The organism is Cupriavidus taiwanensis (genome assembly GCF_900250115.1).
Lineage (GTDB): Bacteria > Pseudomonadota > Gammaproteobacteria > Burkholderiales > Burkholderiaceae > Cupriavidus > Cupriavidus taiwanensis_B.
This window is the reverse complement of record NZ_LT984803.1, coordinates 1,823,560-1,844,772: the sequence shown is the minus strand read 5'-3', so window position 1 is coordinate 1,844,772 and position 21,213 is coordinate 1,823,560. Positions and strand designations below refer to the sequence as shown.

21 protein-coding genes are annotated in these 21,213 nt (G+C 67.2%); 17 read left to right on the top strand and 4 right to left on the bottom strand.

Translation table 11 applies throughout. From position 1 onward, the window contains the following. Positions 1–14 precede the first annotated feature (14 nt). The 12 genes from CBM2586_RS08730 (at position 15) to CBM2586_RS08675 (ending at position 12,672) form a co-directional block, all read left to right on the top strand. Complete coding sequence (locus CBM2586_RS08730) at positions 15–785, top strand: isoprenyl transferase (RefSeq protein WP_012352950.1); 771 nt, start codon at positions 15–17, stop codon at positions 783–785. A 36-nt stretch (positions 786–821) separates the two neighbouring features. Then, positions 822–1,643, top strand: coding sequence for a phosphatidate cytidylyltransferase (locus CBM2586_RS08725; RefSeq protein ID WP_115661987.1), 822 nt, complete (start codon positions 822–824; stop codon positions 1,641–1,643). A gap of 11 nt (positions 1,644–1,654) precedes the next feature. Next, positions 1,655–2,836 carry a 1-deoxy-D-xylulose-5-phosphate reductoisomerase gene (ispC, locus tag CBM2586_RS08720; RefSeq protein ID WP_115687256.1) on the top strand — a complete coding sequence of 394 codons (1,182 nt, stop codon included), beginning with the start codon at positions 1,655–1,657 and terminating at the stop codon, positions 2,834–2,836. 102 nt (positions 2,837–2,938) lie between these two features. After that, a complete protein-coding gene (gene rseP, locus CBM2586_RS08715) occupies positions 2,939–4,342 on the top strand; it encodes an RIP metalloprotease RseP (RefSeq protein ID WP_115687255.1) in 1,404 nt (467 codons plus the stop codon). Positions 4,343–4,441: 99 nt separating this feature from the next. Further along, positions 4,442–6,775 carry an outer membrane protein assembly factor BamA gene (bamA, locus tag CBM2586_RS08710; protein WP_172583255.1) on the top strand — a complete coding sequence of 778 codons (2,334 nt, stop codon included), beginning with the start codon at positions 4,442–4,444 and terminating at the stop codon, positions 6,773–6,775. 22 nt (positions 6,776–6,797) lie between these two features. Further along, positions 6,798–7,325, top strand: a complete 528-nt coding sequence (locus CBM2586_RS08705; RefSeq protein WP_115661991.1) for an OmpH family outer membrane protein — start codon at positions 6,798–6,800, stop codon at positions 7,323–7,325. 53 nt (positions 7,326–7,378) lie between these two features. After that, positions 7,379–8,470: a UDP-3-O-(3-hydroxymyristoyl)glucosamine N-acyltransferase gene (lpxD, locus tag CBM2586_RS08700; protein ID WP_115661992.1), complete on the top strand. Its 1,092-nt coding sequence runs from the start codon at positions 7,379–7,381 to the stop codon at positions 8,468–8,470. A gap of 12 nt (positions 8,471–8,482) precedes the next feature. Next, the gene (gene fabZ, locus CBM2586_RS08695; protein WP_010809590.1) at positions 8,483–8,932 is read left to right on the top strand and encodes a 3-hydroxyacyl-ACP dehydratase FabZ; all 450 of its coding nucleotides are present in this window, start codon (positions 8,483–8,485) and stop codon (positions 8,930–8,932) included. Between the two features lie 133 nt (positions 8,933–9,065). Then, complete coding sequence (gene lpxA, locus CBM2586_RS08690; RefSeq protein ID WP_115661993.1) at positions 9,066–9,869, top strand: acyl-ACP--UDP-N-acetylglucosamine O-acyltransferase; 804 nt, start codon at positions 9,066–9,068, stop codon at positions 9,867–9,869. Positions 9,870–9,956: 87 nt separating this feature from the next. Next, positions 9,957–11,099 carry a lipid-A-disaccharide synthase gene (gene lpxB / locus CBM2586_RS08685; RefSeq protein WP_373424215.1) on the top strand — a complete coding sequence of 381 codons (1,143 nt, stop codon included), beginning with the start codon at positions 9,957–9,959 and terminating at the stop codon, positions 11,097–11,099. Next, positions 11,099–11,893, top strand: coding sequence for a ribonuclease HII (rnhB, locus tag CBM2586_RS08680; RefSeq protein WP_115687253.1), 795 nt, complete (start codon positions 11,099–11,101; stop codon positions 11,891–11,893). The genes lpxB and rnhB overlap by 1 nt, the downstream gene beginning before the upstream one ends. Further along, positions 11,890–12,672, top strand: a complete 783-nt coding sequence (locus tag CBM2586_RS08675; protein ID WP_115687252.1) for a TrmH family RNA methyltransferase — start codon at positions 11,890–11,892, stop codon at positions 12,670–12,672. The genes rnhB and CBM2586_RS08675 overlap by 4 nt, the downstream gene beginning before the upstream one ends. Before the next feature lie 51 nt (positions 12,673–12,723). On the opposite strand, the gene ppsR is transcribed toward CBM2586_RS08675, so the two are convergent. After that, a complete protein-coding gene (gene ppsR, locus CBM2586_RS08670; protein WP_172587068.1) occupies positions 12,724–13,527 on the bottom strand; it encodes a posphoenolpyruvate synthetase regulatory kinase/phosphorylase PpsR in 804 nt (267 codons plus the stop codon). 406 nt (positions 13,528–13,933) lie between these two features. On the opposite strand from ppsR, the gene ppsA reads away from it, so the two are divergent. The 3 genes from ppsA to CBM2586_RS08655 all read left to right on the top strand — a co-directional run bounded on the left by ppsA (position 13,934) and on the right by CBM2586_RS08655 (position 17,945). After that, a complete protein-coding gene (gene ppsA / locus CBM2586_RS08665; protein ID WP_115661997.1) occupies positions 13,934–16,318 on the top strand; it encodes a phosphoenolpyruvate synthase in 2,385 nt (794 codons plus the stop codon). Positions 16,319–16,469: 151 nt separating this feature from the next. After that, positions 16,470–16,904, top strand: a complete 435-nt coding sequence (locus CBM2586_RS08660) for an NfeD family protein (protein WP_115661998.1) — start codon at positions 16,470–16,472, stop codon at positions 16,902–16,904. 108 nt (positions 16,905–17,012) lie between these two features. Continuing rightward, entirely contained in the window at positions 17,013–17,945 is a 933-nt protein-coding gene (locus tag CBM2586_RS08655; RefSeq protein WP_115661999.1) for an SPFH domain-containing protein, read from the top strand. A 24-nt stretch (positions 17,946–17,969) separates the two neighbouring features. Here CBM2586_RS08655 and smpB read toward each other — a convergent pair whose 3' ends face one another. Further along, positions 17,970–18,422: an SsrA-binding protein SmpB gene (gene smpB, locus CBM2586_RS08650; RefSeq protein WP_115662000.1), complete on the bottom strand. Its 453-nt coding sequence runs from the start codon at positions 18,420–18,422 to the stop codon at positions 17,970–17,972. Positions 18,423–18,601: 179 nt separating this feature from the next. On the opposite strand from smpB, the gene CBM2586_RS08645 reads away from it, so the two are divergent. Together CBM2586_RS08645 and CBM2586_RS08640 are read left to right on the top strand one after the other, a co-directional pair. Then, a complete protein-coding gene (locus CBM2586_RS08645; RefSeq protein WP_115663733.1) occupies positions 18,602–19,039 on the top strand; it encodes a type II toxin-antitoxin system RatA family toxin in 438 nt (145 codons plus the stop codon). Beyond that, positions 19,026–19,373: an RnfH family protein gene (locus tag CBM2586_RS08640; protein WP_115687250.1), complete on the top strand. Its 348-nt coding sequence runs from the start codon at positions 19,026–19,028 to the stop codon at positions 19,371–19,373. Before CBM2586_RS08645 ends, CBM2586_RS08640 begins: the two co-directional genes overlap by 14 nt. A gap of 55 nt (positions 19,374–19,428) precedes the next feature. On the opposite strand, the gene CBM2586_RS08635 is transcribed toward CBM2586_RS08640, so the two are convergent. Both CBM2586_RS08635 and CBM2586_RS08630 read right to left on the bottom strand, forming a co-directional pair. Continuing rightward, positions 19,429–19,950: a DUF4124 domain-containing protein gene (locus tag CBM2586_RS08635; protein WP_115687249.1), complete on the bottom strand. Its 522-nt coding sequence runs from the start codon at positions 19,948–19,950 to the stop codon at positions 19,429–19,431. A gap of 185 nt (positions 19,951–20,135) precedes the next feature. Beyond that, positions 20,136–21,095: a DMT family transporter gene (locus tag CBM2586_RS08630; RefSeq protein WP_115662003.1), complete on the bottom strand. Its 960-nt coding sequence runs from the start codon at positions 21,093–21,095 to the stop codon at positions 20,136–20,138. Between the last annotated feature and the right edge of the window lie 118 nt (positions 21,096–21,213).

The window sequence follows — 21,213 nt, the reverse complement described above, 5'->3', positions numbered from 1 at the left end:
ATCGTCTCACGCCCATGCAGCACATCAGCTCGACGCTTGCCGTACCCGATACTTCCTACGTGCCCCGGCACGTTGCCATCATCATGGACGGCAACGGCCGCTGGGCGACCCAGCGGCACCTGCCGCGCGTGGCGGGGCACAGCCGCGGGCTGGACGCTGTGCGAGCGGTGGTGGAAGCCTGCGCCGCCCGGGGCGTGCAGTACCTGACGCTGTTCGCGTTCAGCTCCGAGAACTGGCGCCGTCCGGCCGACGAGGTCTCGTTCCTGATGCGGCTGTTCATGATGTCGCTGCGGCGCGAAGTGGTGAAGATGCACGCCAACAACATCCGGCTGCGGGTGGTGGGCGACCTGAGCCGCTTCAGCCCGCGCATCCAGCGGCTGATCAAGGATGCCGAGGCGCGCACCGCCGGCAATACCGGCCTGACCGTGACCATCGCGGCCAACTATGGCGGACGCTGGGACCTGCTGCAGGCCATGCGCAAGATGCTGGCGCGCTCGCCCATGCTCGATCCGGAAACGATCGACGAGTCCCTGCTGGCCCCGCACCTGGCGATGGCCTATGCGCCTGAGCCGGACCTGTTCATCCGCACCGGCGGCGAACAGCGCATCAGCAACTTCCTGCTGTGGCAGCTCGCCTATTCCGAGCTGTACTTCACCGACGTCTACTGGCCGGATTTCGACGCCGCGGAACTCGACAAGGCCTTTGCCTCGTACCGCCAGCGCGAACGCCGCTTCGGCCGCACCAGCGCGCAGCTGGTTGCGCCGGGGCTTTCCGGTACGGCCTGAACCCGGCCGCTCCAACTTTTCACGGGACTGCAGCGCATGCTCCTCACCCGCGTCATCACCGCCCTGTGCCTGTTGCTGCTGATCCTGCCGATCCTGTTCCTGGCGCCGCCGGCGGGCCTGGCGGGACTGCTCGGCGTGATCGTGCTGCTGGCCGGCTGGGAATTCGGCCGCCTGATCGGCTTGCGCGGGCCGTGGCCCTACGTCTATGCGCTGGCCTGCCTGATCGCCACCATCACCTGGCATGACCTGCCGCAGCGCCACGCCATCACCTGGCTGCTCGAGGCCGCGGTGGTGTGCTGGGGCGTGGCGGTGGTGCTGCTGGCGCGCGGCGTGCGCACCGCGACCCCGGCCTTCACCGCGCTGGGCGCGGTGCTGGGGCTGGTGATGCTGCCCGCGTTCGCCCATGCCACCATGGTCCTGCGCGGCGCCGGCATCGGCGTGCTGCTGAGCGCCGCGGTGCTGGTGTGGGCCGCCGATATCGGCGCGTATTTCACCGGCAAGGCGATCGGCCGGCGCAAGCTGGCGCCCGGCATCAGCCCGGGCAAGTCGTGGGAGGGCGCCCTCGGCGGCTGGCTGCTGGCACTGGCGATCGGGCTCGCGCTGGCCGCCACCCACGCCTTTGCCCCGACCTGGTTCTCGGCCATGGGCGACCGCGGCGGACTGGGCTTCGTCGCCGCGGTGACCACGCTGCTGGTTGCGGCGAGCGTGGTGGGCGACCTGTTCGAATCGCTGCTCAAGCGCCAGGTCGGCAAGAAAGACAGCAGCCGGCTGCTGCCCGGCCATGGCGGTGTGCTGGACCGTATCGACGCCTTGCTGCCGGTGTTCCCGCTGGCTGCCCTGATGCTGATTTTTCTTTGAAGCCGTCTGCTATGCATCGCATCACCATCCTGGGCGCCACCGGCTCCATCGGAGAAAGCACGCTCGACGTGATCCGGCGCCATCCCGGCCGTTACGCCGCGCATGCGCTCAGCGCCCACCGCCAGGTGCGCAAGCTGGCCGAGCAGTGCATCGAGTTCCGCCCGGCGCGCGCCGTGGTGGGGACGGCCGAGGCCGCGCGCGAGCTGGAGACGCTGCTGCGCGCTGCCGGCGTCGCCACCGAGGTCGGCTACGGCGAAGCCGCGCTGGAATCCATCGCCGCCGATACGCAGACCGACGCGGTGATGGCCGCCATCGTCGGCGCGGCGGGCCTGCGTCCGACGCTGGCGGCGGCGCGCGCGGGCAAGCGCGTGCTGCTGGCCAACAAGGAAGCGCTGGTGATGTCCGGGCGCATCTTCATGGACGCGGTGCGCGAGCATGGGGCCACGCTGCTGCCGATCGACAGCGAGCACAACGCCATCTTCCAGTGCCTGCCCGCCGACGACCCGCGCTACGGCCGCGGCGTGGCCAAGGTGCTGCTGACCGCTTCGGGCGGGCCGTTCCGCACGCGCGATCCGGCCACGCTGCACGATATCTCGCCCGACCAGGCCTGCGCCCATCCCAACTGGGTCATGGGCCGCAAGATCTCGGTCGACTCCGCCACCATGATGAACAAGGGCCTCGAGGTGATCGAGGCGCACTGGCTGTTCGGCGCTCCGGCCGAACGCATCGAGGTGCTGATCCACCCGCAGAGCATCGTGCATTCGATGGTGGCCTACGCCGATGGCTCGGTGCTGGCGCAACTGGGCAACCCCGACATGCGCACGCCGATCGCCTATGGCCTGGCCTACCCGGAACGGATCGACGCCGGCGTGACCCCGCTCGACCTGACCCTCGCCGGCGGCTTGCATTTCGAGAAGCCGGACCTGGCGAGGTTCCCGTGCCTGGGGCTGGCCTTCGACGCGCTGCGCGCGGCGGGGGTGGCGCCGGCGGTGCTCAATGCCGCCAATGAAGTGGCGGTGGAGGCATTCCTCGCGGGCCAGGTGCGCTTTACCGATATCGCCGGCATCGTGCGCGAGGTGCTGGAGGCGGCACCGAACGGGCCCGCCGATACGCTCGAGGCCGTGCTCTCGGCCGACGCGCTCGCGCGCGAGGCGGCCAGGGCCGGCGTCACCGCGCGGGCCAGCGCCCGCTGAGCCGGCGGGGCGGTCTGCCGCATCTGCGACAATAGCGGCTGCGCCGGCCGGTCCCCGGGGACCGCGCGGGCCGGCCCAGCGATCTTACCGACCTCCCGCACCATGCAAACCGTACTCGCTTTCATCGTTGCCCTGTGCGTGCTGATCTACGTGCACGAAATGGGTCACTACCTGGCCGCGCGCGCCTGCGGCGTGAAGGTGCTGCGCTTTTCCATCGGCTTCGGGCGGCCGCTGCTGCGCTGGATCTCAAAAAGCCGCGACCGCACCGAATGGACCGTGGCGGCGATCCCGCTGGGCGGCTACGTCAAGATGCTCGACGAGCGCGAGTTCGATCCCGCGCGCGACACCGCCATCGACCCGGCCGACCTGCCGCGCGCCTTCAACCGCCAGCCGGTGGGCAAGCGCTTCGTCATCGTCGCGGCCGGCCCGCTGGCCAACTTCGCACTGGCGATCGTGCTGTATTTCGCGCTGTTCGCCGGTGGCATGCGCGAGCCCGTGCCGGTGGTGGCGGCGCCCGCGGCCGGCACCATGGCGGCGCAGGCCGGCGTGCGCGAGGGCGACCGGGTGCTGTCGCTGACCGCCAACGGCCACACCGAGCCAGTCCGCTCCTGGAATGACCTGCGCATGGCGGTATTTGCCGAAGGCTTCGGCGATGCGCGCGCGGTGCTGCGCGTGCGCGGCGCCGATGGCTCCGAGCGCGATGTCACGCTGCCGCGCCTGCCCAATACCGGCGGCAATCCCGAGCAGGACCCGCTGGCCACGCTCGGCCTGAACCTGAAGGGCGGGCCGGTGACGATCACCGAGGTGCTGCCGGATTCGGCCGCCGAACGCGCCGGGCTGCGCAAGGGCGATCGCATCGTGGCCTGGCAGGGCAGCCCGCTGACGCAGGCCAGCGCGCTGATCCAGGCGGTGCGCAGCCAGCCGGGCCAGGCCGTGATGCTGGGGATCGAACGCGACGGCCAGCGCCTGGACGTGCCGGTCACGCTCGACACCGCCGCGGCGCGCGACGGCGCCACCGATGCCAGCGGCGCCGCGCCGGCGCCCGCGGGCAAGCTGGGCGCGGCGCTGAGCCAGGCGGTGCAGATGGAGACCGTGCGCTACCGGCCGGACCAGGCGCTGGCGCGCGCGGCGGGGCAGGTCTGGGATACCAGCGCGCTGTCGCTCAAGCTGCTGGGCAAGATGCTGGTGGGTCAGGCTTCGCTGCAGAACCTGAGCGGTCCGCTGACCGTCGCGGACTACGCCGGGCGTGCCGCAAACCTCGGCATACAAGCCTTTGTCAGCTTCCTGGCGCTGGTCAGCGTTAGTCTTGGCGTACTCAATTTGTTACCCATTCCGGTTCTGGATGGGGGGCATTTGCTGTATTATTGCGTGGAATTTTTGACTGGCCGGCCCGTCCCAGACCACTGGCAGGCAATGCTGCAGAAGGTTGGCATTGCCTGCATCTTGCTCCTGACTTCGCTCGCTTTGTTCAATGACGTCAGCCGAATGTTTCTGGCGAACGGCTAGAAACGTGTGTCGGCAAGGGGTGGTGGTGTCGTCGGGCACCATCGCCGGGGACGCCATTTGCCAGGCGCAGTCCAATGAGGCATTGGAGCGCAATCCTGGATGGAATCAAAGAGGGGATCAACATTGATCAGACATAAGCGCATTTCGCTGGGCTTGCTGGCGAGTGCCGTTATTGCAGCCTGGAGCCCGGCGGGCTGGGCTGCCGATCCGTTCGTCGTCAGGGACATCCGCGTTGAGGGACTGCAACGCGTCGAACCGGGTACCGTGTTTGGCTACCTGCCGGTGCGCGTCGGGGAAACCTTCACCGATGACAAGGGCGCCGATGCCATCCGTGCCCTCTACAATACCGGCTTCTTCAAGGACGTGCAGATCCGCTCCGAAGACGGCGTGCTGGTGGTGCAGGTCGAGGAGCGCCCGGCGATCTCGCAGCTCGAGTTCGTCGGCATCAAGGAATTCGACAAGGACACGCTGCGCCGCTCGCTGCGCGCGGTCGGCGTGGCCGAGGCCCGCTACTATGACAAGGCGCTGATCGACAAGGCCGAGCAAGAGCTCAAGCGCCAGTACGTCGCGCGCGGCTACTATGCCGCCGACGTGCAGACCACCATCACGCCGGTGGACCGCAACCGCGTCTCGGTGGTGTTCAATGTCGACGAGGGTCCGGTCGCCAAGATCCGCCAGATCAATATCGTCGGCAACAAGGCCTTCAAGGAAAGCACGCTGCGCGACGAGATGCAGCTGTCCACGCCGAACTGGCTGTCGTGGTACACCAAGAACGACCTGTACTCGAAGCAGAAGCTGACCGCCGACCTGGAAGCGCTGCGCTCGTACTACCTGAACCGCGGCTACCTGGAATTCGCCATCGAATCGACCCAGGTCTCGATCACGCCCGACAAGAAAGACATCTTCCTGACGCTGAACATCAAGGAAGGCGAGCAGTACAAGGTTTCCGACGTGCGCCTGGCGGGCGAACTGCTGGGCAAGCAGGAGGAAATGGAAAAACTGCTGCAGTTGAAGAAGGGCGATATCTTCTCGTCCGAGAAGCTGACGCAGAGCACCAAGGCGATTACCGACTTGCTCGGCACCTATGGCTACGCCTTCACCACCATCAATCCGCAGCCGCAGATCGACAAGGAAAAGCGCGAGGTCGCGCTGACCCTGATGGTCGATCCGGGCCGCCGCGTCTACGTGCGCCGCGTCAACGTGGTCGGCAACAGCAAGACCCGCGACGAAGTGGTGCGGCGCGAGATGCGCCAGATGGAAAGCTCGTGGTTCGACAGTGAAAAGCTGCAGCAGTCGCAGGCGCGTATCAACCGTACCGGCTACTTCACCGACACCAACATCACCACCGAGGACGTGCCCGGCGCGCCCGACCAGGTCGATGTGAACGTCAACGTGACCGAAAAGCCGACCGGCCAGATCAGCCTGGGCGTGGGCTTCTCGTCGACCGACAAGCTGGTGCTGCAGGCCGGCCTGCGTCAGGACAATGTGTTCGGCTCGGGCACCAGCCTGGGTCTGGACGTGAACACCGCCAAGTCGTTCCGCACCATTGCGCTGACGCAGTACGACCCGTACTTCACGGTGGACGGCATCAGCCGCTCGACCGATATCTACTACCGCACCTCGCGCCCGCTGTACTACACCGGCGACCAGGACTACAAGATCGTCTCGGCCGGCGGCGGCTTCAAGTTCGGCGTGCCGTTCTCGGAAGTCGATACCGTGTTCTTCGGCATCGGCTACGAACGCACCCAGGTGTACACCTCGGTCAATACGCCGACCCAGTACACCGACTGGCTGAACAAGATCGGCAAGGAATCCGGCGACGGCATCAACAACTTCCCGTTCACGATCGGCTGGGCGCGCGACCGCCGCGACAGCGCGCTGGTCCCGACCAAGGGCCCGTACACCCAGGCCAACCTCGAAGTCGGCCTGCCGGGCGGCGATACGCAGTACTACCGCGCCAGCGTGCAGCAGCAGTACTTCTACCCGATCTCCAAGTCCTTCACGCTGGCACTGAACGGCGAAGTTGCCTACGGCCACGGCTACGGCAACACGCCGTTCCCGGTGTTCAAGTATTTCTACGCCGGTGGTATCGGCTCGGTGCGCGGCTACCAGACCAGCACGCTGGGCCCGAAGGACCAGAACGGCAACCCGGTGGGCGGTGCCTCCAAGATGATCGGCAACGTCGAATTCATCTTCCCGTTGCCGGGCTCGGGCGTGGACCGCACGCTGCGCCTGTTCACGTTCTTTGACTTCGGTAACGTCTATCAGGAAGGTCAGCCGCTGAGCTTCAGCGAACTGAAGTACTCGACCGGCTTCGGCATGTCGTGGCTGTCGCCGATCGGACCGCTGAAGCTCAGCATGGGCTTCCCGCTCAACCGCGACGACAACGACAAGGTCCAGCGCTTCCAGTTCCAGATCGGCACGGCATTCTGATTCTGAAAAAGGATCTGTTTTCATGACTACAACATCCAAACTGGTCAAGTCCCTGGGCGCCGCCGCGCTCGCCACCGCGGCGCTCTGCGCGTCGCTGCCGGCCGCGGCCCAGGAAGCGCGCATCGCCGCGGTCAATTCCGAGCGCATCCTGCGCGATTCGCAGCCGGCCAAGGCGGCCCAGGTCAAGCTGGAGCAGGAGTTCTCCAAGCGCGACCGCGAGCTGCAGGACATGGCGCAGAAGATCAAGGGCATGGCCGACAAGCTGGACAAGGACACGGCCGTGCTGGCCGACTCCGACCGCCAGCGCCGCCAGCGCGAAGTGGCCGACCTGGACCGCGAGTTCCAGCGCAAGCAGCGCGAGTTCCGCGAGGACCTGAACCAGCGCCGCAACGAAGAACTGGCCCAGGTGCTGGAGCGCGCCAACCGTGTGATCCGTCAGCTCGCGGAACAGCGCAAGTACGACCTGATCGTGCAGGAAGCGGTGTACGTGAATCCGCGCATCGATATCACCGACGACGTGATGAAGGTGCTGAACGCCGGCGGCAGGTAAGCCGACGCCGCTGCTTCGTTCCTTCATTCGTTCTTTCATCAGGAAGTACCGCCATGCAGACACCCACACTGGGTCAGCTCGCCACCGAGAACGGCGCGCAGGTTGTGGGTGACCCCGACCTGGCGATCACCGGCCTGGCCCCCCTGGACCAGGCCGGACCGGGCGAGCTCTCGTTCCTGTCCAATCCGCTCTACCTGCAGCAGGCGCTGGAGGCGAAGGCCGGCGCCGTGATCGTCTCGGCCGCCGACCTCGAGCGCGTGCGCGCCGAAGGCAAGGCCGACGGCCGCAACTGGCTGGTGGCGCGCAATCCCTACGTATGCTTTGCCCGCGTGGCGCAGCGTTTCGACCGCGCCGCCAATACCGATGCGCGCACCGGCATCGACGCGCGCGCCACCGTGGCGCCCGACGCGGTGGTGCCGGCCTCGTGCTACATCGGCCCTAACGTGGTCATCGAAGCCGGCGCGCGCCTGGGCGAGCGCGTGCGCATCCTGGCCAACGGCTATGTCGGCGCGCACGCCGAGATCGGCGACGATGCGCTGCTCTACGCCAATGTCTCGGTCTACCACCACTGCGTGGTCGGCGCCCGCGCCATCCTGCACAGCGGCGTGGTGATCGGTGCCGACGGCTTCGGCTTCGCCCCGGACATCAGCGCCACCGGCGTGGAATACGTGAAGATCCCGCAGACCGGCCGTGCGGTGCTGGGCCAGGACGTCGAGGTCGGCGCCAATACCGCGATCGACCGCGGCGCCATGGCCGACACCGTGATCGAGGACGGCTGCAAGATCGACAACCAGGTCCAGATCGCGCACAACGTGCGGGTCGGCGCGCACACGGTGATCGCCGGCTGCGCCGCGGTGTCGGGCAGCACCCGCATCGGCCGCTTCTGCGTGATCGGCGGCGCGGCCAACTTTGCCGGCCACCTGACCATTGCCGACCGCACCACGGTGTCGGGCGGCACCTCGATCACCAAATCCATCACCAAGCCCGGCGGCCATTTCACCAGCGTGTTCCCGTTCCTGCCGCACGGCGAGTGGGAACGCAACGCAGCCATCGTGCGCGGCCTGAGCAAGCTGCGCGAACGGGTGGTGGCGCTGGAACGCCGCCTGCGCGGCCAGGCCGCCGGGTCCCAACCCTCACAAGACTAAAGAGAAATCATCATGAGCGCGGCCGAAATCGATATCCGCAAGATCCTCAAGCTGCTGCCGCACCGGTACCCGTTCCTGCTGGTCGACCGCGTGCTGGAGTTCGAGGCGCAGAAGCGGATCAAGACCCTGAAGAACGTCACCATCAACGAGCCGTACTTCCAGGGCCATTTCCCCGAGCAGCCGGTGATGCCGGGCGTGATGATCCTGGAGGCGCTGGCGCAGTCGGCCGGCCTGCTGACCTTCGGCGCCGACATGGAGCGCAAGGAAGGCGCGCTGTACTACTTCGTCGGCATCGACGGCGCCCGCTTCAAGCAGGTGGTGTACCCGGGCGACCAGCTGCACATGAACGTGACGGTCGAGCGCTATATCCGCGGCATCTGGAAGTTCAAGGCGTTCGCCACGGTCGACGACAAGGTGGCCTGCGAGGCGGAGCTGATGTGCACCGTGAAGCAGGCCGAGTGAGGCCGCCCGCGGCCCGCGGCGCTGCCGCGGGCTGACCGCCGCGTCCCCGCGCCGCGGGGCGCACGGCCCGGACGGGAACCTTTGCCCGGCGCATTGGCCCATCCTTCACCAGACCCATCACAGGACAGTACGCATGACGCAAATCCACCCCACCGCACTGGTCGACCCGAAGGCTGAGCTGGCCGCCGACGTGAGCGTCGGCCCGTTCTCCATCGTCGGCCCCAACGTGCGGATCGGCAGCGGCACCCGGATCGGCTCGCATACGACGGTCGAGGGCCATACCACGATCGGCGCGGGCAACAACATCGGCCCCTATGCCTCGGTCGGCGGCGTGCCGCAGGACATGAAGTACCGCAACGAGCCGACCCGGCTCGAGATCGGCGACCGCAACACCATCCGCGAATTCACCACGATCCACACCGGCACGGTGCAGGACCGCGGCCTGACCAGCATCGGCAACGACAACTGGATCATGGCCTACGTCCATATCGCCCATGACTGCATGGTCGGCAACCACACCGTGTTTTCCAGCAACGCGCAGATCGCCGGCCACGTCGAGGTCGGCGACTGGGCCATCCTGGGCGGCATGAGCGGCGTGCACCAGTTCGTGCGCATCGGCGCCCATGCGATGCTGGGCGGCGCCTCGGCACTGGTGCAGGACGTGCCGCCGTACGTGATTGCGGCCAGCGACAAGAGCGGCAACAAGGCCACGCCGCACGGCATCAATGTCGAAGGGCTGCGCCGCCGCGGTTTCGACGCCGGCCAGATCGCCGCACTGCGCCAGGCCTACAAGCTGCTTTACAAGTCCGACCTCAGCTTCGACGAGGCGCGCAACGAGATTGCCGCACTGCTGGCCCAGGTGGATGCCGGCACCGCGGCGCCGCTGCAGGCCTTTGTCGACTTCCTTGCCGCCACCCAGCGCGGCATCGTGCGCTGAGACCGGTCCCACATGGCTGACGCCGCGATTCGGAAGGACCTGCCCGCGGGCAACGGTAGCGCCGCGGGCAAGCGCGGCACCATCGCCATGGTGGCCGGCGAGGCCTCGGGCGACCTGCTGGCCTCGCTGATGATGGGCGGGCTGCAGGCCCGCCTGGCCGAGACCGGCGAGAGCGTCGACTACGCCGGCATCGGCGGCAAGCGCATGATGGCGCAGGGCTTCGCCTCGCGCTGGCCGATGGAAACGCTGTCGGTCAACGGCTACGTCGAGGTACTGGGCTCGCTGCGCGAGATCCTCGCCACGCGGCGCGCGGTGCGCGAGTGGCTGCTGGCCGAGCCGCCGCTGTGTTTTATCGGCGTCGATGCCCCCGACTTCAATTTCGGCCTGGAAGTGCCGCTGCGCCGCGCCGGCATCCCGGTGGTGCATTTCGTCAGCCCGTCGATCTGGGCCTGGCGCGGCGGGCGCATCCGCACCATCGCGCGCGCGGTCGACCACATCCTGTGCCTGTTCCCGTTCGAGCCCGAGATCTACGCCAGGGCCGGCATTCCGGCCACCTACGTGGGCCATCCGCTCGCCGACGTGATCCCGATGGTGCCCGACGTGGCCGGCGCGCGCGCCGCGCTGAAGTTGCCGGCCGGACACCGCGTGGTGGCAGTGCTGCCGGGCAGCCGCCAGTCCGAGGTGCGCAACCTCGGCGCCACCTTTTTCGCGGCGATGGCTCGCATGCAGCGCATGGACCCGAAGCTGGCGTTCGTGTTGCCGGCGGCCAGCGCACCGCTGCGCGCCATCGTCGAAGACTTGCACCACCAGCATCCGGAACTGTGCCTTACCATTGTCGACGGCAAGTCGCACCAGGCCATGGAGGCCGCCGACGTGGTGCTGCTGGCGAGCGGCACCGCCACGCTCGAGGCGGCGCTGTACAAGAAGCCGATGGTGATCTCGTACAAGGTGCCCTGGCTGACCGCGCAGATCATGAAGCGCCAGGGTTATCTGCCTTACGTGGGATTGCCTAATATCCTTTCAGGGCGCTTTGTCGTGCCCGAGTTGCTGCAGGACGACGCCACGCCCGAGGCGCTGGCGCGCGAGACCCTGCTGCAGCTCAACGACGAGGGCAACACCGCCTTCCTGTACGAGCATTTCACGCGCATGCACGAGACGCTCAAGTGCAACACCGCGCAACTGGCGGCCGATGTGGTGGTCGACCTGTTGCGCAGCCGGGGGACCGTCTGATGGCACGCCGCCATGCTGCCTCGCCGCAGCTGGGACTGGACCTGGCGCCGGCCGCCGGCGCCATCCAGCGCCTGTGCGGCGTCGACGAGGCCGGCCGCGGCCCGCTGGCTGGCCCGGTCTATGCCGCCGCGGTGGTGCTCGACCCGAAACGCCCGATCCGCGGCCTGGCCGATTCCAAGATCCTCACCGCCGCCAAACGCGAGGCGCTGTACGAGAAGATCTGCGAGCGCGCGCTGGGCTGGCATATCGCCTTCGCCACGGTCGAGGAAATCGATACCATCAACATCCTGCACGCCAGCATGCTGGCGATGCAGCGTGCCGTGCAGGGCCTGGCCGCCAGCGGCGTGGTGCCGGACCTGGTGCAGGTCGACGGCAACCGCTGCCCGCAGGTGGCGTACCCGGTCGAAGCCATCGTCAAGGGCGATGCGCTGGTCAAGGCGATCTCGGCGGCGTCGATCCTGGCCAAGGTGGCGCGCGACCGTGCCCTGATGGAGCTGCACGCGGCCTATCCGCAGTATGGCTTCGATTCGCACGTCGGCTACGGCACCCCGCAGCATATGGCCGCGCTGGCCGAATTCGGCGCGACCCCGCACCACCGCCGCTCGTTCGCGCCCGTGCGCGAGGCGCTGGCGCTGCGGCCGTTGTTTACCGCCATGGCCGCCGCCGCGCCAGCCATCGAAGACATTGCCATCGTTGAGGCCGACGCCGACGCCGACGCTGACGCAGACGCCTTTGCCGGTGCCGCGCCCGCCGCCGCCAAGCTCGGCACCTTCCTGCCACCCGAAGCATCGTGAAGCACGTCACCTCGCGCGACAACGCGCTGTTCAAGCACCTGAAGGCGCTTGCCGGTTCCACGCACCAGCGCCGCAAGGCGGGCCAGTCGCTGCTCGACGGCGTGCACCTGGCGCAGGCCTACGTCGCCGCGCGCGGCCAGCCGGTGACCTGCGTGGTGTCGGAGCGCCACTACGACCACGCCGAAGTGGCGCCGCTGCTGGCGCAGGTGGATAGCGAGCGCGTGGTGGTGCTGGCCGATGCGCTGTTCACGCAGATCAGCGGCGTGGTCAATGGCATCGACCTGATGCTGGTGATCGAGACGCCGGCGGGCCGCCTGCCGGCGCGCATCGAGCAGGACTGCATCATCCTGGACGGGGTGCAGGACGCCGGCAACGTCGGCTCGATCCTGCGCAGCGCGGCCGCGGCGGGCATCCGCGACGCCTTCCTTGCCACCGGTTGCGCCTTCGCGTGGTCGGTCAAGACCCTGCGCGCCGGCATGGGCGCGAACTTCCACCTGAATATCGTCGAGCATTGCACGCTCGAGGCGCTGGCGCCGCGCCTGGCGATCCCGCTGCTGGCGACCTCGTCGCACGCCGAGACCGCGGTGTTCGATACCGACCTGCGCGGACCGGTGGCGTGGGTGGTCGGCAACGAAGGGGCAGGGGTCAGCGAGGGCTGGATGGCGCATGTGACGCGCAAGGTCGGCATTCCGCAACCGGGCGGGATGGAGTCGCTGAACGTCGCCGCGGCGACGGCGATCTGCCTGTTCGAGGCGGTGCGCCAGCGGCGCGCCGGCTGACCGGGGCCGCGCGGCCCACAAAAAAGCGGCCAGTACGGCCGCTTTTTTGCTTCAGTAGTTGTCGCGATCGACCTTGATCTCCTGCAGGATCGTGGTCGCGATCTCTTCGATCGACTTGTGCGTCGACGACAGCCACTTGATGCCTTCGCGCCGCATCATCGCCTCGGCCTCGTTGACCTCGTAGCGGCAGTTTTCCAGCGCGGCGTACTTGCTGCCGGGGCGGCGCTCGTTGCGGATCTCGGTCAGGCGCTGCGGGTCGATCGACAGGCCGAAGATCTTCGGCTTGAACGCATAGAGCGCCGACGGCAGCCTGCCGCGCTCGAAGTCGTCGGGAATCAGCGGATAGTTGGCCGCCTTCAGCCCGTACTGCATCGCCAGGTAGAGGCTGGTCGGGGTCTTGCCGCTGCGCGACACGCCCACCAGGATCACATCGGCTTCCTCCAGGTTCTTGTGTGACTGGCCGTCATCATGCGCCAGCGAGAAGTTGATCGCCTCGATCCGGTTCTTGTAGGCCTCGGTGTCCGCATTCTGGTGGAAACGGCCGATGGCGTGGGTGGATTTCACGCCCAGTTCCTTCTCGAGCGGCTCGATGAAGGTCTGGAACATGTCCAGGATCATCGCCTTGGCGCGGCGCAGCGCCTTGTTCGCTTCCTGGTTGACCAGCGTGGTGAAGACGATCGGCGGCACGCCTTCGTTGTGGAACGCCTCGTTGATCTTGCCGACGGCGATATGTGCCTTTTCCGGGGTATCGACAAAGGGCATGCGCACCTTGCGGAAGCGCATTTCGAACTGGGCCAGGATGGAGTGGCTGAAGGTCTCGGCGGTGATGCCGGTGCCATCCGAGACGATGAACACGGTGCGCACCGCGGGGCGCTCGGCTGCCTGGGGCGTAGGCGCCGCAGGGGTTTCGGGCTGAGTTCCAGGCTTGGACCCGGGTGTCGCCGTTCCGGGCGCTTCTGGCTGGGACATGGGGAGGGTGGAATAAATAGATTGAATCTTCCGCAGAAAAGTGCGGCGCAGCACGGTAGAATAGCGGCGATCTTTTCGCTAAGCAATTCCATAGGGTGGCCGGCTCCGCAACATGCGCGCGCCACAAACTGCGCCCGGAATTGTCGACAATGCGCGCTGCGCGATGAGAGCCGTAGCGCCAGGTCCGCAGCGCCAGTCCGGGGTTGCTTAGCCAAGCGATCCGTCCGGGAACAGAACATCAACAACATACCGGGCATGCGCAACCAGTTTTCTACTTTGTTTTGAGGCTCTCATGACTAACCAGGCAGATAACGGCGCCTATGTGCTGCCGTTCGAGCAGTTGCGCATGGCTGACGTGGAAATCGTCGGCGGCAAGAATTCGTCGCTGGGCGAGATGATCTCCCAGCTGGCGGAAGCCGGCGTCCGGGTTCCGGGCGGCTTTGCCACCACCGCGCTGGCCTTCCGCGACTTCCTTGCCCACAACAACCTGACCGAGCGCATCTCGCAGCGCCTGAAGACCCTGAACGTCGACGACGTCAAGGCCCTGGCCGAGGCCGGCGCCGAGATCCGCGACTGGGTCGCGACCGCGCCGTTCCAGCCGCGCCTGGAACAGGAAATCCGCGAGTTCTACGCGCGCGTGTCCGAGCGCGAAGGCGCCGAAGCCTCGTTCGCGGTGCGCTCGTCGGCCACCGCCGAAGACCTGCCCGACGCCTCGTTCGCCGGCCAGCAGGAGTCCTACCTGAACGTCAGCGGCATCGACGACGTGCTCGACAAGATCAAGCACGTGTTCGCCTCGCTGTACAACGACCGCGCCATCTCCTACCGCGTGCACAAGGGCTTTGCCCATGACGTGGTGGCGCTGTCCGCCGGCATCCAGCGCATGGTGCGCTCGGACCTGGCCGCTTCCGGCGTGATGTTCACCATCGACACCGAATCGGGCTTCCCCGACGTGGTCTTCATCACCTCCAGCTACGGCCTGGGCGAAACCGTGGTGCAGGGCGCGGTCAACCCGGACGAGTTCTACGTCTTCAAGCCGACCCTGCAGGCCGGCAAGTACCCGATCATCCGCCGCTCGATCGGCTCCAAGCTGATCAAGATGGAATTCACCAAGCCGGGCGAAGCCGGCCGCGTCAAGACCGTCGACGTGCCGGGCGAATTGCGCAACCGCTACTCGATCACCGACGACGACGTGACCGAGCTGGCGCGCTACGCGATGATCATCGAGAAGCACTATGGCCGCCCGATGGACATCGAGTGGGGCAAGGACGGCAAGGACGGCAAGATCTACATCCTGCAGGCCCGCCCGGAAACCGTGAAGAGCCAGTCGGCCGGCAAGGCCGAGCAGCGCTTCAAGCTCAAGGGCACCGCCCCGGTGCTGACCAGCGGCCGCGCCATCGGCCAGAAGATCGGCACCGGCCCGGTGCGCGTGATCAACGACCCGTCCGAGATGGAACGCGTGCAGCCCGGCGACGTGCTGGTCGCCGACATGACCGACCCGAACTGGGAGCCGGTGATGAAGCGCGCCTCGGCCATCGTCACCAACCGTGGCGGCCGTACCTGCCACGCCGCCATCATCGCGCGGGAACTGGGCGTACCGGCGGTGGTCGGCTGCGGCGATGCCACCGACGTGCTCAAGGACGGCACGCTGGTGACGGTGTCGTGCGCCGAGGGCGACGAAGGCCGCATCTACGACGGCCTGCTGGAAACCGAAGTGACCGAGGTCCAGCGCGGCGAGATGCCCGAGATCGACGTCAAGCTGATGATGAACGTCGGCAACCCCCAGCTGGCGTTCGACTTCGCGCAGATCCCGAACAACGGCGTCGGCCTGGCCCGCCTGGAATTCATCATCAACAACAATATCGGCGTCCACCCGAAGGCCATCCTCGACTACCCGCAGGTCGATGCCGACCTGAAGAAGGCCGTCGAAAGCGTGGCCCGCGGCCACGCCAGCCCGCGCGCGTTCTACGTCGACAAGCTGGCCGAGGGCATCGCCACCATCGGCGCGGCCTTCTACCCGAAGCCCGTGATCGTGCGCCTGTCGGACTTCAAGTCCAACGAGTACAAGAAGCTGATCGGCGGCTCACGCTACGAGCCGGATGAAGAGAACCCGATGCTGGGCTTCCGTGGCGCCTCGCGCTACATCGCCGAAGACTTCGCCGAGGCCTTCGAGATGGAATGCAAGGCCATGAAGCGCGTGCGCGACGAAATGGGCCTGACCAACGTCGAGATCATGGTGCCGTTCGTGCGCACGCTCGGCCAGGCCGAGAAGGTGATCGAGCTGCTGGCCAAGCATGGCCTGAAGCGCGGCGAGAACGGCCTGCGCATCATCATGATGTGCGAAGTGCCGTCCAACGCGATCCTGGCCGAAGAGTTCCTGCAGTTCTTCGACGGCTTCTCGATCGGCTCGAACGACCTGACCCAGCTGACGCTGGGCCTGGACCGCGACTCGGGCATGGAGCTGCTGGCCAAGGACTTCGACGAGCGCGATCCGGCGGTGTGCTTCATGCTGTCGCGCGCGATCTCGGCCTGCATCCGCCTGGACAAGTACGTCGGCATCTGCGGCCAGGGTCCTTCGGACCATCCGGACTTTGCCGCCTGGCTGGCCAAGGAAGGCATCAAGTCGATCTCGCTGAATCCGGACTCGGTGGTCGAGACCTGGCAACAGCTGGCTTCCTGAGGCCTTTGACGTCACAATAACGATGCCGGCGCCCTCGGGCAGCCGGCGGAGGCACCGGCCCTGCGTCAGGTGTTGCAAAGCCCCGCAGACGCTGTATGGCGCTGCGGGGCTTTTACTTTTTCGGGAAATCCGTGGACGAACGGGAGCTTGGATGGCGTACTACATCTGGTTCGTGGCAGCGGTGCTGCTGGTGATCGTCGAACTGAACACCGGCACGTTCTACCTGCTGATGGTGGCGGTGGGACTGGCCGCCGCCGGCGTGGCCGCCTTGCTCGGCGCATCGCCCGCGGCGCAGACACTGATCGGAGCGCTGGTCGCGGCGGCGCTGATCGCCGGGCTGCGGGGTACCCGCTTCGGCAAGCTGCGCCGCGGCAATGCCGCGGCCGATCCCAACGTCAACCTCGATATCGGCCAGGAGCTCGACGTGCCCGCGTGGGATGCCAACCGGCGCGCGCGCGTGCCGTATCGCGGCGCCGACTGGACCGTCGAGCTGGCGCCAGATTGCCCCCCCGATCGCGCCCTTGCGCCGGGCCGCTACCGCATCGTCGCGGTGCGCGGCAGCACGCTGGTGGTATCGCCCCGCTGAAGCCCTGTCTTCCGAGTCTTTCGCGCATCGCGGCCGCGGCCGCGGTGTGTTCCGCCTGCCGCCGACCGGCGGCGCCGTACCGATGTATTCTGCCTGGAGGGTCGTTACATGCTCGCTTTTCAGCTTGGTTTGCTGCCGCTGATCATCCTCATCGCCGTCATCGTGCTGATTGCCAAGGGCATCAAGATCGTGCCGCAGCAGCATGCCTGGGTGCTGGAGCGCCTGGGCCGCTATCACGCGACCCTGACGCCGGGGCTGTCGATCGTGGTGCCGTTCGTCGACCGCGTCGCCTACAAGCACGTGCTCAAGGAAATCCCGCTGGACGTGCCCAGCCAGGTCTGCATCACCAAGGACAACACGCAGCTGCAGGTCGACGGCGTGCTGTACTTCCAGGTCACCGACCCGATGAAGGCGTCGTACGGCTCCAGCAATTTCGTGGTCGCGATCACGCAGCTGTCGCAGACCACGCTGCGCTCGGTGATCGGCAAGCTGGAGCTGGACAAGACCTTCGAGGAGCGCGAGTTCATCAATCACAGCGTGGTCAATGCGCTGGATGAAGCCGCTTCCAACTGGGGCGTGAAGGTGCTGCGCTACGAGATCAAGGACCTGACCCCGCCCAAGGAGATCCTGCATGCGATGCAGGCGCAGATCACCGCCGAGCGGGAAAAGCGGGCGCTGATCGCCGCGTCGGAAGGCAGGCGCCAGGAACAGATCAACCTGGCCTCGGGCGCGCGCGAGGCGGCGATCCAGAAATCGGAAGGCGAGAAGCAGGCGGCGATCAATACCGCGCAGGGCGAGGCCCAGGCCATCCTGGCCGTGGCCGAGGCGAACGCGCAGGCGATCCAGAAGATCGGCAACGCGATCCGCACCGAAGGCGGCATGGACGCGGTCAACCTGAAGGTGGCCGAGGAATATGTTGCCGCATTCGGCAACCTGGCCAAGCAAGGCAATACGCTGATCGTGCCCGGCAACCTGGGCGAGATGAGCAGCATGATCGCGTCAGCGCTGCAGATCGTGAAGGGGCAGAAGGCCGGCGCCTGAACACGCAGGCGCGGGCGGGCGGCGCTATGCCTTGGTGTCGCCCTTCATGATGCGGGCCTTCTCGCGCTGCCAATCGCGCTGTTTCTCGGTCTCGCGCTTGTCGAACTGCTTCTTGCCCTTGGCCAGGCCGATCTCGCACTTGACGCGGCCGCGGGTGTAATGCAGGTTCAGCGGCACCAGCGTGTAGCCGCGCTGCTCGACCTTGCCGATCAGCTTCTTGATTTCGTCGGCCTTGAGCAGCAGCTTGCGCGTGCGCACCGGATCGGGCTTGACGTGGGTGGAGGCGCTCTGCAGCGGGCTGATATGGGCGCCGATCAGGAACATCTCGGCGTCGCGCACCACCACATAGCCTTCCTTGATCTGCACCCGCCCGGCGCGGATCGCCTTGACCTCCCAGCCTTCCAGCACGATCCCGGCCTCGTATCGTTCCTCGATGAAATAGTCGAAGAAGGCCTTCTTGTTATCTGCAATGGTCATGCGTGCGGGTAGGGTGCGGTAGGTTGGATTCCGGCCGGTTCGCTGCGGCGCCGCATGGCGGGATGCCGCGGAGCGCGCGGGTCGGCTAAAATCGGGATTCTAGCAAACCAGCCCCCGGCACAGGCGCATGCCTGCCGCGCAGCGCGCGCGGCATGGCCGCAAGCCAGATTTCCCCTTACATGGCAGACGTCCATAAATCCGTCCTGCTCGGTTATTCGGCCGCGCAGATGTATGACCTGGTCACCCGCGTGGAGGACTATCCCAAGTTCCTGCCATGGTGCGGCGGCGTGGAGGTGTTCGAGCAGACCGAGACGAAACTCGACGCCAAGATCCATATCCACTTCAAGGGCATCCAGCAGTTCTTCCATACGCGCAATACCCAGGAACGCCCGACGCGTATCGACATGACCTTTGCCGACGGGCCGTTCAAGACCTTCAACGGGTCATGGCGCTTTACGCCGCTGCGCGAAGACGCGTGCAAGATCGAGTTCCACCTGCACTACGAGTTTTCCAGCCTGCTGCTGGAAAAGCTCATTGGCCCGGTCTTCAGCATGATCGCCAATACCTTTGTCGATGCCTTCGTCAAGCGCGCCGAGGTGGTCTATGGCGCCAGCTGAACGCAGCGCCGGCACGGTGCATATCGCGGTCTGCTACGCGCGGCCGGGGGCCGTGTTCCTGAAGGACATCGACGTCCCCGAGGGCACCACGATTGCCGCGGCGATCGTCGGCTCCGGACTGCAGCAGGCCTGCCCGGAGGTCGACCCGGCCACCATGCGGGTGGGCATCTTCGGCAAGCTCAAGACCCCGGAGACGGTGGTGCGCGACGGCGATCGCGTCGAGGTCTACCGGCCGCTGACCGCGGATCCGAAGCAGGCACGCCGCAAGCGGGTCCAGAAGCAGCGCGCCAGCGGCACGCGCGAGGGCCAGAAATGGTTGCGCGGCAACAGCTGAGCCGCGCCTTGCCGCCAAAGCAAACGGGGCCCGTGCGGCCCCGTTTTTCATGGCTTCAGTTGCAATGCTTTTCCAGGTTGGCGCTGGTCTTGAGGATTTCCGCCTGGCGCTGTTCGCTGTTCAGGTGCTGCAGCGAACCATCCGGGCCGGCCACCGCGGCGCGCATGCCCTGTTGCAGTCCGGTGGCGTAGTTGCGCAGCTGCGCGCAGCGCGCGGCGCGCTCGGCCGCCTCGGTTTCCTTGCGGGCTTCGTCGGCAGCGGCTTTGAGGCTGGCTTCGCGACGCTTCTGGAACGCTTCTTCGGGCGTCGGTGCGGCGGGCCTGGCCGAGGCCTTGGCGGGAGCCGGGGCGGCGCTGGCGGCCTCCGCTGCCGGGGCCGCCTGGGCCGGCTGGAGCTCGCCGGCATGGCGCCCCGGGGCGCGCAGGGCCCTGGCCGCGGCCGTGGACGGCGGCACGTCGCTGTAGACCATGTGGCCGTTGGCATCGCGCCACTGCCAGTAGGCGAGGGCCGGCGCGGGTGCGGCCAGAACGGCGGCAAGGGTAGCGGCAAGCAGGCACGGCGCGGACGATCGTAGCATGGCGGGACGTCTCAGAGTGGCTCTCGAGGCACGGGCCGCCGGCTGCAGGCATGGCGATGCCGCGGCAGGACAGCGCGGCGATGGCGTGGCGTTCGCCCGCATGGCAAGCGAAGCGCCGGTTTGACCCTGGGTGTGCCTTGTACTTTTAGATGGCGCGTGTGACCCCCGCGCCATGGTTCGCTAGTCTACGCAGACTTGTCGGTGGCGTGCAAGCGCACCGACCAGGCCACGCCGACCATCAGCAACACGATCGCGGCGATTTCCAGCGGCCGCGGCCAGCGCTGCTCGAAGACGAAGCCATAGGCCAGCGCGAACAGCGTTTCGAACACGATCATCTGGCCCGACAGCGTCAGCGGCAGTCGCCGGCTGGCGATGTTCCACAGGTTGTTTCCGATCAGCGAAGCGCCCAGCGCGACCGCGGCGTTGACCATCCAGAACCACTGCCAGTCGCGGCCGCTGTCGGCGGCGCCCAGGGTGTCGCCGGCGATGATCCAGCCAACCGCAGCCAGCATCGCGGACACCGCGCCGGTCGACAGCCCGTACAGCGCCGACCATTCATTGCCGCTGTAATGCGGGTTGCGCTGCAGGTAGCGCGCATTGTCGACTGCGTAGAGGGTCCAGCAGACCAGCGCGCCGGCAGCGCAGCAGACTCCCGCCAGCTTCTGCCACACCGGCCGTGCCACGTCGCCGGCCGCCGCCGCATGGGCGCTCTGGCCGCCGCCGAACAGGTCGATATTGATGCAGGCAATGCCGGCGGCCACCACCAGCAGCGGCCACAGCAGCCGCGCCAGCGGCACCGCGCCATGGTCGCGCCGGCCCATGATGGTGACCGAGATCGGCAGGATGCCGATGATCAGCGAGGTCGGGCCGACCCCGGCCAGTTGCACGCCAAAGGCCAGCAGCACGTAGTAGAGCAGGTTGCCGGTAAAGGCCTGGCGCAGCAGCGCCACGCAGTCGGCGCGGGTCAGCTTGCGCGCGATGCGGCGCAGCAGCGGCAGCGCCGCCACGCACGCCACCAGCCCGTACGCCAGATAGCGGCCGATGGCCAGTTCCCACGGCGAAAACGCGGGCAGCAGCTTGGGGGCGATAAACACCATGCCCCAGAACGCACCAGCCAGCAGCCCGCACAATACGCCGATTCCCATACTTCGCCGTGCCCGGATAAAAAGACAACGAGCATAGCAGACGGCACCCCGGAAACGCCGTTGCCGGACCTCAGCAAATCGCGCATTCCTGTATAATTCGGTTTTGCGCCTAGAGGAT